We start from the raw sequence: 10,923 nt of genomic DNA on the forward strand, positions 1-10,923 counted from the left end.
GTTAATTAACGTATTCGCGTTGTTTTAAAAAGCATGGTTGGAAGTATTGGTTGCTTCCATACTCTTTACTGAATTGTTCAAAAGAAACGGGGCGACTGATCAGGAAGCCTTGCATCGTTACACAATTATTTTTTTGTAAGAAAAGGATCTGATCTTGTGTTTCTACACCTTCAGCAACGACGCCTAAGCCTAGTTGTTTTGTCATTGCGATAATGGTCGAGGTAATGGCCATGTTGTCATTATCTTGTGGGATATCGTGTAAGAAGGAGCGATCTATTTTCAATAGATCGACCGGCATTTTCTTTAAATGGCTAAGAGAAGAGTAACCGGTGCCAAAATCATCAATAGCTAAGCTTATCCCCATCTCTTTAATACGATTTAGGGTATCTATCGCACGCTTAAAATCTCGCATTAACATACTTTCCGTGATCTCAAGTTCTAGCCATTTAGCATCAAGCCCAGATTGATCAAGTGCGTCTTTAATGTGTTCGATCAGAGTTGGGTCATCGAACTGTCTTGCGGATAGGTTGATACATACTTTTATGGCAGGTAAGCCTGACAGTTGAAGCTGTTGTGCGTCTTTACAAGCCTTCAATAAAACCCAGCGACCAATTGGAATGATCAGACCTGTTTCCTCTGCGTGAGGTATAAAGTCTACGGGAGATATCTCTCCATCAATCGGATGGTTCCACCTCAATAAAGCCTCTATGGCGGTAATGCGACCATCATGTGCATCGATCTGCGGTTGATAGTTTAAACGCAGTTGTTTATTCGATAAGGCATTTCTTAGATCGTGTTCAATACTTAATGTGCGTTTAGCAACGTCACCCATGTGCTTCTTATAAAAAGAGAATGTATTACGACCTGCTTTTTTGGAATAGTACATAGCTAGGTCTGCGTTACGAAGCAGATCACTGGCATCATGGCTGTCGACACCGATGAGTGTAATGCCAATGCTTACGGTTATCATGACTTCATGAACACCGATTTGAATCGGTTGTGCGAGCAAGTTTAGGATCTCATTGACTCGATCGACAATTAACTCACGTTTTTCAAAGTTTTGTAGGATGATTGTAAATTCATCGCCGCCTAAGCGAAAAACAGCCGTTTTGTTCTGCAAGCAGAAATTGAGCCTGTTGGCGATGGTATTAAGTAAGGCATCACCCGCTTCATGACCCATGGTGTCATTGATTTGTTTGAAGTGATCTAAATCTAGTAGCAATAAGGCGTTTAAGCCTGTTTGCTTCTCTTCGGGCACATCCAGATATTGCTGCAAGGTCCGTTTGAAGTTTCTGCGGTTACCTAAATCGGTTAATGGATCAAAATAAGCCATTTTCTCCATCTGTTGATCATGTTCTTTTATCTGAGATATATCCTCACTCACTGATACAAAGTTAGTGATGTTGCCTAGTTCATCAGGGATGGGGGATATATTCTGCAAAGACCAGTAAACAGTTCCGTTCTTTCGTTTATTCAGTAAGGTACCGCTCCACTTTTGGTGGTCAAACAATGTGCTCCATAGGTGTTGATAAGTAGATTTAGGTGTTTCACCTGAGCCTAAGAATGAGGGCTTTTTACCTTTAATTTCATTAAAGCTATAACCTGTAATATCACTGAAACTCTGGTTGGCATATTCAATATCCCCTCTATTGTCAGTAATCAGAACAGCGCTTCCAGTGTTTTCTACAGCGTTTCGAAAGACCTTAAGCTCTTTAGCTAAATGTGCATTTTTGCTGGCATTTCGAATGGTAAGAAACAGATAAGGACTACCTTCATGTTGGGTATTAGGTCGGTTTATTTCGACTTTTAGCAGCAGTTCTTTGTCATCAAGGGTGGGTAAGAGCAGGTAGGTAGAATATTCGTTTCGCTGAGGACTAAGATTATTTAGCTGCTTTGAAAGTTCAAGCTTAAAGTCCTCAGGTAGTTGTTCTGTAGTGTTTAATGTTAAGCGAGTCCAAATAAGCTCTGAGGCATAAGGTGTGCTTTCGATACACTTTAATTCTCTATCTAATAGGAGCACCCCTACAGAGGATTTATTAAGCCACTCTAATGGAATACTGCTCTCTCTATTATAGGGAAATTGTGTATTAGACATATTATTTGTTTGAATTTATTTTATTTATAATGACCTATTCTGCGACAAATTTAGTTTGAATTGTTTAGATGTTAAAGAAAACTGTTATCGAGTTGATATGGGTCAATATAATGAAAGGTGTAAAGTGTTTTTACCCTATAAAATCTAATCCTTTAGTGAAAAGTTCTTCTCTAATAATGGCTTAGTTGTGTATTGTCGGTATTTTAGGTGATTGATCATTCAAAAATCAGGATGCTTTTTTAGGAGGTTTTCATCCTGATTTATAGAATGATCAGGTAATTTTTTATGGAGTACTCCATCCTTTTTGTACGGATGGGCGCAGGTTAAATCGCTCTATATATGTTGTTGTTTGTTTGAATTTAGCTAATTCGACGATAGATTCAGCTTTATAAAATCGTATCAGTGAATCAAGCCAAGGAACGATAGCTATATCGGCTATGGAAAACTCTCCTGCAATCCAATCTTGGCCTTCTAGTTGTTGGTTTATCACGTTAAGTAACCGTTTTACTTCGGTTGCGTAGCGTTCTTTTGGTCGAGGATCTTCGATGTCTTTACCTGCATAGGCATGAAAGTAGCCGAACTGACCAAACATAGGGCCTACACCGCCAACCTGAAACATCAACCACTGTAATACCTTTGCTTTCTCTACAGCATTGCGCCCGATCAGTTTGCCGCCTTTCTCAGCAAGATAAACTAGGATTGCTCCGCTCTCAAATAAACCGATAGGTAGCCCGTCAGGTCCGTTAGGATCAATAATGGCGGGTATCTTGTTATTGGGGTTAAGGGACAGGAATTCTGTACTTTTAACGTCACCCTCGGCCAGAGTCACCTTATGTGCTTCGTAAGGCAATTCGAGCTCTTCAAGGGCGATCGAGATTTTCACGCCATTGGGAGTGCCCAGCGAATAGAGCTGTAGCTTCTGCGGATCTTGTGCCGGCCAACGCTGTGAAATTGGGTATTGATCTAAGCTTGGATAATCTGCGGGGTTACTCATTTTAAGATACCTTTAGTTCTGATAGGTCTAATTTGGGGTAATCGTTATAGCCTTCAGGGCCCCTTGTATAGAATGTGTTTGGATCTGCTTCGTTAAGTACAGAATTGTTTTCAAAACGGGAAACTAGATCCGGATTGGCAATAAAGGGCACCCCAAAAGCGACCGCATTTAGCTGCCCTTCCTGAATAGCAGTATCAGCCTCTTGATGACTGTAGCCCATATTTCCGATCAGATTTCCTTGGTAATGTTCACGTGCAAGGTTAATAACATCGCTGCTTTGTTGTCCCAGAAAGTCGGAACGCATAAGGTGCCAGTAGGCTAAGTTATAGTTGTTTAATCGCTCTGCTAGCCAGAGGGTGAGGCCTAACGGGTCACTGTCTCTCATGCTGTTATAGCCGTTGAGGGGAGAAGTACGCAGGCCAACTTTATCGCTTCCCCATACATCACATACTGCATCTAATACTTCTAGTAACAGGCGAGCGCGGTTCTCGATATTACCGCCGTAGCTATCGTTTCTCTTATTGCTACTGTCGCGTAGAAAGGCATCTAGAAGATAGCCATTGGCCCCATGCACTTCTACACCATCAAATCCTGCGGCCTTAGCGTTAATAGCTGCTTGCTGAAAACCGTTCACGATATTAGGTATTTCAGTCAGTTCTAAGGCGCGCGGAGTGGTATAGGGTTTCTTCCCCTCCCGAGTATAGACCTCGTCTTCAATCGCTATCGGGCTGGGAGCTACGGGTTGAATACCTTTGTTAAGATCTGGATGGCAGGCTCGACCACCGTGCCATAGCTGTAAGAAAATTTTGCCCTCTTTTTTATGTACCGCATCGGTTACTTTACGCCACCCTTCTACTTGCGCTTCAGAGTAGATGCCTGGTTCATTGATGAAGGCGCAACAGTTTTCCATCACCATAGTGGCTTCCGTGATGATTAACCCTGCACTGGCTCTGTCTGCATAGTGTTGTGCAATGAGTTGACCGGGAACATGCTCAGCGTCCGAGCGTGCACGTGTTAAAGGTGCCATCAAAATTCGGTTAGCAAGTTCAACCGAGCCTAGCTTGATTGGGCTAAATAGAGTCGTTTTAGATAACATGTGTCGCTCTTTAAAAGTTGGTTTGTTTTTCGTAATGCTATTAAAGAGTTAAAAGTAGAACAGAAAGTTCCCATGCAACAGATTGTTGCAATTATCGCTCGTTAAGGGGGGGATGTATGAGGAGCAATAGTGGATGTATAAAAAAAGCGGCAGTCGCCGCTTTTTAGAAATCTTGGTGTACTTACAACGCGTCAGGGCCGCTTTCGCCAGTACGGATACGAATCACCTGCTCAAGGGGTGATACAAAAATCTTACCATCACCAATTTTACCGGTATTCGCTGTCTTCGTAATCGATTCGATAGCTTGGTCAACCATGTCCGTATCTACAGCGATCTCGATTTTAACTTTAGGAAGAAAGTCGACAACATATTCTGCGCCGCGATAGAGCTCAGTATGACCTTTCTGACGGCCAAAACCTTTGACTTCGGTTACAGTTACGCCTTGGATACCAATTTCAGAAAGAGCTTCGCGTACATCATCAAGTTTAAACGGTTTAATCACCGCGGTGACTAGTTTCATAAGACTATTCCTCAGTTTGTGCCTGCATATTAAGTGCTTAGGAGCACTTTGCAGTTGTAACTACAGTGAACTATAGCGATAAGTATACCTAGAAATATGAAGCATGCTATACGAGATTAATCTAAGTTTGCGCAAAATTATGCTGAAAAAACAAAAAAGGTGCCGAAGCACCTTTTTGTATATCCAATGGTTTAGATTATTTAGCTGAAGTGAACTCTGGGTATGCTTCCATACCACATTCAGCGATATCTGAACCTTCGTACTCTTCCTCTTCAGATACACGTACACCGATCACAGCTTTGATTGCTAACCAAACAACCAAGCTTGCACCGAATACCCAAGCAAAGATAGTTAGAGCGCCGATGATCTGGCCAGAGAACGATGAACCGTCATTTGTTACAGGTACTAATAGTAGACCTAGTAGACCAACAACACCGTGTACAGAGATTGCACCGACTGGATCATCAATTTTTAGTTTATCTAGCGTTAGGATACTGAATACAACCAACGTACCACCAATTGCACCAAACAGTGTTGCCTGAAGAGCAGAAGGTGTTGATGGTTCAGCAGTAATTGCTACTAAGCCTGCCAACGCACCGTTAAGTGCCATTGTAAGGTCAGCTTTACCGAATAATAGACGTGCTACAACAAGAGCCGCGACTACACCACCGGCTGCAGCAGCGTTGGTATTCATGAATACAACGGCAACAGCGTTTGAGTTTTCAACATCAGATGTCGCTAGTACAGAACCACCATTGAAACCGAACCAACCTAACCAAAGTACAAATGTACCTAGAGTTGCAAGTGGAAGGTTTGCACCTGGGATCGCCGCAACAGCACCATCTTTCGTGTATTTTCCTTTACGTGCGCCTAGTACAAGTACACCCGCTAGTGCAGCTGCTGCACCTGCCATGTGAACGATACCAGAACCTGCAAAGTCAGAGAAACCAAGGTCGCCTAGGTTGTACATACCGAATACATCGTTGCCGCCCCAAGTCCAAGAACCTTCCATTGGGTAGATAATACCTGTCATTACAACAGCGAAAGCAAGGAATGCCCAAAGCTTCATACGCTCAGCTACTGCACCTGACACGATAGACATAGCCGTCGCAACAAATACAACCTGGAAGAAGAAGTCAGCTGAAGGTGCGTACGTCGCTGGTTCTTCAGCGCCCGTGAAACCATCGCCCGTAATACCTGAAAGAAGGTACTCACCGCCGTACATGACTGCATAACCACATACTAAGTACATGATGCAGGAGATTGCATAAAGAGCGATATTTTTTGTAAGAATTTCAGTGGTGTTTTTAGCGCGTACTAGACCCGCCTCTAGCATGGCAAAACCTGCTGCCATCCACATAACTAATGCGCCACATACCAAAAAGTAAAAAGTATCTAGGGCATATTTAAGCTGAGTAACATCAGCTGCTGTTGAATTTAATAGTTCTTCCATTGGTCGGTTCCTCCAGAAGCGGTCAGAAAATTAGTCGGTATTAAAGTGCTTCAGTGCCGGTTTCACCGGTACGAATGCGGACAACTTGTTCAATTGATGTAACGAAAATTTTACCGTCACCAATTTTTCCTGTTTGAGCTGCAGTGCTAATCGCTTCGACAACTTGTTCTACAATGTCACTTGATACTGCTGCATCGACACGTACCTTAGGCAAGAAGTCGACAACATATTCAGCACCACGATAAAGTTCGGTGTGTCCTTTTTGACGTCCGAAGCCTTTAACTTCTGTCACGGTGATACCCTGTACACCGATTTCAGAAAGAGCTTCACGTACATCATCTAATTTGAACGGTTTGATGACAGCGGAGACCATCTTCATTTTGTTACCCCCATAAATTCTAATTTATTGCTTAATTCGTAAATCGTTTAGCAATAGTTCATTAACGATTTCTGCCCTAGAGATAGCGAAGGTCGTGCCAGTCTTTATAAAGTTCTTTTAAAACAATTGGTTATGGCTTATTGGCTTTTGTTGTTCATATTTTATGCAATATTATGGGGCGCAGAAATATGTGCTGACTCAGTAGATGCTCTTTTTTAGTGCGCGGTTTTGGTGCGCTATTGATTGGTATGCCTGAGTTGCTATAGTTGTGGCAGTTATTGTTTAAATTTTGAGGTGAAGATGATTAATCCACAGCTTATCGAAGGCTTAACTGAACAGTTTACTCAGCTACTATCTGGAGAAGCTAAGTTACCTGGGCAGGGTGAGATGAAAGAGCAGGTGAAGTCATTGCTCCAAGGTACTTTTGATCGTTTAGATATTGTCAGTAGAGAAGAGTTTGATGCGCAAAAGGCGGTTCTACTGCGCACCCGAGAGCAGGTTGAAGCGTTAGAGCAGCAATTACTCGCCTTAGATAAGGCAGCGCAAGATAAATAGAGCACGAGTTAAGTAAAATTCATCCGGAACTGAGTGGGCTTATTTTCCATGATCGAAAACTATGCACAGCAGCTTTTCCTATATTCACCTCAAGCCGTCATTGTGATGGATGTTGAGAGCAAGATACTCGAAGTAAACACGGCTTTTAAGCAGGTGTCTGGTTATTGCTTAGAGGAGGTTGTTGGACAAAGCCTGCACCTGCTGAGTGCAGCTAAGCTTGCTGATGATTTTTATGAAACTATCTGGCTTGAATTGATGAATCATGGATCTTGGCAAGGAGAGGTATGGAATCGTCATAAGGACGGAGCTGTTTATCCAGCTTGGTTTAATGTGATTAAGATATCAGATGATTCAGGCAATCATTCGGGCTATATAGCACAATTTTTTAATAGTAGTTATTTGAAGTCGGCGGAATCCACTAATCAACAAGTGGCGCAGTATGATGAACTAACTAACCTTCCTAATTGGGATATGTTTCAAGATATCCTGTCTACTCGGATTACACAGAGTAAAGAAGCGAATGAACAGTTAGCAGTAATGCTGGTCGACCTCGATCGCTTTAAGTGGATCAATGATAATTTAGGCCGTGCAGTTGGGGATAGTTTATTACAGGAAGTTGCGCGTCGTTTGGGTTCTGTGGTCCGTGATGAAGATGCATTAGCAAGACTGAGCAGTGATGAGTTCGTTATGATGCTGCCAGCGGTTGAGGGCGTTGAATCCGCAATTAAAGTCGCGCAGCGGGTCGTTGAGCAGTTATCACATGGTATTTTTGTGGATCATCGTGAGATCTTTATTAGCGGCAGTGTTGGGATTTCAATGTACCCAGAACATGCTGAGCGTGGTAAAGACCTAGTGAAAAAAGCGGATGTTGCTATGTATGCCGCTAAGCAAGGCGGCCGCAATACCTTTAGGGTATACAGTGAGCTAATGGAACGCAGTAAGGGCCCGCAAATTCTACGTGAAGAGGATCTTATAACCGCGCTCGTCAGTAATGAAATCCAGATGTCCTACCTGCCTGTTTACAGTATCTATAGCCATCAGGTGGTGGCTGTACATGCAAGCCCATACTGGTTGCATGGGGAGTTAGGTCTGGTTTCTTTTTCTGATTTTTCTGCCTTGTTAGAAAATCCCGATTCTATAAAACAGTATGAAAATTGGCTTAACCAAGAGCTACAATCACTCAATGTTATTTGGGAGCGCTTTCCTAGCCTACGTTTTATTTCACTGCGTATAGAAGCTCAACAGCTTAATAGTAAAGATGCTATTCAGCGTTGGGTCTCGCAATTGAGTCAGCATCAAAAATCAGGACGATTAATGATCGATGTTGATATTCAGACGGCTTTGGAAAAAGAGGGCGCTGTTTTTGACCTATTGACCAGCGATGCATTGTTATCAATTACTGGTTTTGCATGTGAAAGCCCCGCACTTGAGCAGATTCGAGATGTGCAACCCGATTTTATTAAGATTGATGCTTCATTAGTGACGACCATGAGCAATGATGAAAGGCGTCGTAAAATAGTGGACTCTATCTTAGCGATCGCTGATCAATTAAATATAGAAGTGTTGGCTGATGGGCTTAGCACGGCTGGGCAACGTGGTGAACTGATGGGGCAAGGGTGTATGCTGATGCAAGGCCCTTATTTTGGCACACCGCTGACTTTGGCACAGTTGCTGGAACATTTAGCAGTTGAGCATTGATAGGTATATTGTTTATCTATGGGGTCTTGAGGATTAGATAAGCCTCATCTTTAAATTACATTTTATAACTCTTCCAAGGATGGAAGCTTATGTCTCTAGCGATTGCGTATACCCGTGCACAGGTAGGTATTGATGCCCCTTTGGTCACGGTCGAGGTTCATCTCTCTGGTGGACTACCTAGTTTTTCCCTTGTCGGCCTGCCAGAAACAGCCGTTAAAGAAAGTCGTGAAAGGGTGCGCAGTGCCCTGATCAATTCGGGTTATGATTTCCCCCAACGGCGTATTACTGTCAACCTCGCGCCAGCTGACTTACCTAAGGATGGCGGTCGCTATGATCTTGCTGTTGCGATCGGAATATTGGTTGCGAGTGGGCAGCTTCCAAGTCAGGCGATAGAGTCGGTTGAGTTGGTGGGCGAGCTCGCGCTATCGGGTGAGTTAAGGCCTATTTTTGGTGTGTTGCCGGTCGCTTTAGCTTGCCGTGAGGTGAAGAGAGGTTTAATACTCCCAGCTAAAAATGCGGAGGATGCTTTACTTGCCTCCGGGTTAGCTATTTTTCCAGCATCACATCTACTTGATGTGTGTGCTCATTTAAAGTCAGAAACGCCTATTTCACCCGCGCAGGCATCCGCTCAAACGTTTGCTTCCAGCAAGATTTATCCTGATCTGAATGATGTCAAAGGACAGCTACAAGCTAAAAGAGCGTTGGAGATCGCTGCGGCTGGATCACATAACCTGTTGTTAGTCGGGCCGCCGGGAAGCGGAAAAAGCATGTTGGCGAATAGGTTGCCCGGTTTGCTACCAGAGATGACAGAACAGGAGCGTCTTCAAGTTGCAGCCATTCATTCCATTGCACAGACGAGCAGTAGCGGTGAACTTCTTTGTCAGCGACCTTTTAGAGCGCCCCATCATACAGCTTCCTCTGTGGCGCTGGTCGGAGGGGGAGGCAATCCAAAGCCCGGTGAGATCTCGTTGGCCCACCAAGGCGTGTTATTTCTTGATGAGTTACCTGAATTTAGTCGTAAGGTTTTAGAGGTGCTACGTGAGCCCATTGAATCGGGTGAGATTCTCATCTCTCGTGCGGCTAGACAATCGGTATTCCCCGCTAGATTTCAATTAGTGACGGCAATGAACCCGTGTCCTTGTGGTTATTATGCAGATGGCACTGAACGCTGTCGCTGCAGCCCTGATCAGGTGAGGCGCTATCAATCACGGGTATCAGGCCCGCTGCTTGATCGTATTGATCTTCAGCTAAGCGTACAGGCATTGTCTCAAAAAGAGTTAATGGGGTTTCCCGATAGTATTGAAGCCAGTGTGCAAGTGAGGGAACGAGTCGTGGAGGCTAGAGAAAGACAGTTAAAGCGGCAAAAACAGCCGAATCAGTTATTGGCAGGGCGGGAGTTAGAGGCCCTGTGTCGCATTGATGAATCGGATAAGGAGATGTTGGCGAGTGCGCTGGAAAAGTTGCAGTTATCCGCACGGGCTTATCATCGTATTTTACGGGTTTCCCGTACGATCGCGGATCTTGAAGGCGCCGATCAGGTGATGCGAAAACACTTGATGGAAGCACTGAGTTATCGGGTATCTGCTAGAAAGATATTGAAATGAGAGGGGAACATCTGATGAATAGTTAGTATGAAACAGGGGGGCTATAGAGCGACTATGATTTGGGCAACATCCTTTTGAACTCTTCGAAAGGGACCGGAGGGCTATAAAAATACCCTTGGATCTGGTCGCAATCGTGCTTGATTAGGAAGTCGAGTTGCTCGCGCGTTTCTACCCCTTCAGCAACAACGGCAATTTTCATATTCTTTGCAAGGCTGATAATTGAGCGAACTATCTCAGTGGCTTCCGAAGATTCTTGAACTTGGCTGACAAAGGACCAGTCTACTTTTAACGCGCTGATGGGCAGCTTATGTAGTAGCGCAAATGATGAGTAGCCCGTACCAAAGTCGTCTAACGAGAAGGTTATTCCCTCTTCTGCTAAAGAGTCTAAACACTCGCGTACATGGTTTTCATCGTTAAAAAGGGCAGATTCTGTGAGCTCAAACTCCAAAACTGAAGTATCTATAGCCTCTTGTTTGATGATTCGTTTAATCGTATCGACCAGCATGTCATCTTTAAACTGACGGAATGA

The 10,923-nt window shown here is 43.8% G+C and carries 10 protein-coding genes; 3 read left to right on the forward strand and 7 right to left on the reverse strand.

The features are described 5' to 3' along the window. Position 1: 1 nt before the first annotated feature. From B4K11_RS02115 to B4K11_RS02140, 6 genes are all read right to left on the reverse strand, one after another. A complete protein-coding gene (locus B4K11_RS02115) occupies positions 2–2,095 on the reverse strand; it encodes a bifunctional diguanylate cyclase/phosphodiesterase (protein ID WP_292952872.1) in 2,094 nt (697 codons plus the stop codon). Between the two features lie 283 nt (positions 2,096–2,378). Continuing rightward, positions 2,379–3,089 carry a glutathione S-transferase N-terminal domain-containing protein gene (locus tag B4K11_RS02120; RefSeq protein WP_292952875.1) on the reverse strand — a complete coding sequence of 237 codons (711 nt, stop codon included), beginning with the start codon at positions 3,087–3,089 and terminating at the stop codon, positions 2,379–2,381. A 1-nt stretch (position 3,090) separates the two neighbouring features. After that, on the reverse strand, positions 3,091–4,185 hold the full coding sequence (locus tag B4K11_RS02125; RefSeq protein ID WP_292952878.1) for an alkene reductase: 1,095 nt from the start codon (positions 4,183–4,185) through the stop codon (positions 3,091–3,093). Positions 4,186–4,366: 181 nt separating this feature from the next. Then, positions 4,367–4,705, reverse strand: coding sequence for a P-II family nitrogen regulator (glnK, locus tag B4K11_RS02130; RefSeq protein ID WP_292952881.1), 339 nt, complete (start codon positions 4,703–4,705; stop codon positions 4,367–4,369). Positions 4,706–4,901: 196 nt separating this feature from the next. Next, positions 4,902–6,158, reverse strand: coding sequence for an ammonium transporter (locus B4K11_RS02135; protein WP_292952884.1), 1,257 nt, complete (start codon positions 6,156–6,158; stop codon positions 4,902–4,904). A 40-nt stretch (positions 6,159–6,198) separates the two neighbouring features. Further along, entirely contained in the window at positions 6,199–6,537 is a 339-nt protein-coding gene (locus B4K11_RS02140; protein ID WP_292952887.1) for a P-II family nitrogen regulator, read from the reverse strand. A gap of 300 nt (positions 6,538–6,837) precedes the next feature. On the opposite strand from B4K11_RS02140, the gene B4K11_RS02145 reads away from it, so the two are divergent. The 3 genes from B4K11_RS02145 (at position 6,838) to B4K11_RS02155 (ending at position 10,394) form a co-directional block, all read left to right on the forward strand. Next, the gene (locus tag B4K11_RS02145) at positions 6,838–7,092 is read left to right on the forward strand and encodes an accessory factor UbiK family protein (RefSeq protein WP_292952890.1); all 255 of its coding nucleotides are present in this window, start codon (positions 6,838–6,840) and stop codon (positions 7,090–7,092) included. Positions 7,093–7,140: 48 nt separating this feature from the next. Next, a complete protein-coding gene (locus tag B4K11_RS02150; RefSeq protein ID WP_292952893.1) occupies positions 7,141–8,790 on the forward strand; it encodes a putative bifunctional diguanylate cyclase/phosphodiesterase in 1,650 nt (549 codons plus the stop codon). A gap of 89 nt (positions 8,791–8,879) precedes the next feature. Beyond that, complete coding sequence (locus B4K11_RS02155; protein WP_292952896.1) at positions 8,880–10,394, forward strand: YifB family Mg chelatase-like AAA ATPase; 1,515 nt, start codon at positions 8,880–8,882, stop codon at positions 10,392–10,394. Positions 10,395–10,446: 52 nt separating this feature from the next. Here the strand turns inward: B4K11_RS02155 and B4K11_RS02160 are convergent. Beyond that, positions 10,447–10,923 (reverse strand): EAL domain-containing protein (locus tag B4K11_RS02160; protein ID WP_292959208.1); only part of this gene is annotated, 477 nt, incomplete at its 5' end.

Source organism: Neptuniibacter sp. UBA6509 (genome assembly GCA_002435145.1).
In the GTDB taxonomy this organism is placed as follows: domain Bacteria; phylum Pseudomonadota; class Gammaproteobacteria; order Pseudomonadales; family Balneatricaceae; genus Neptuniibacter.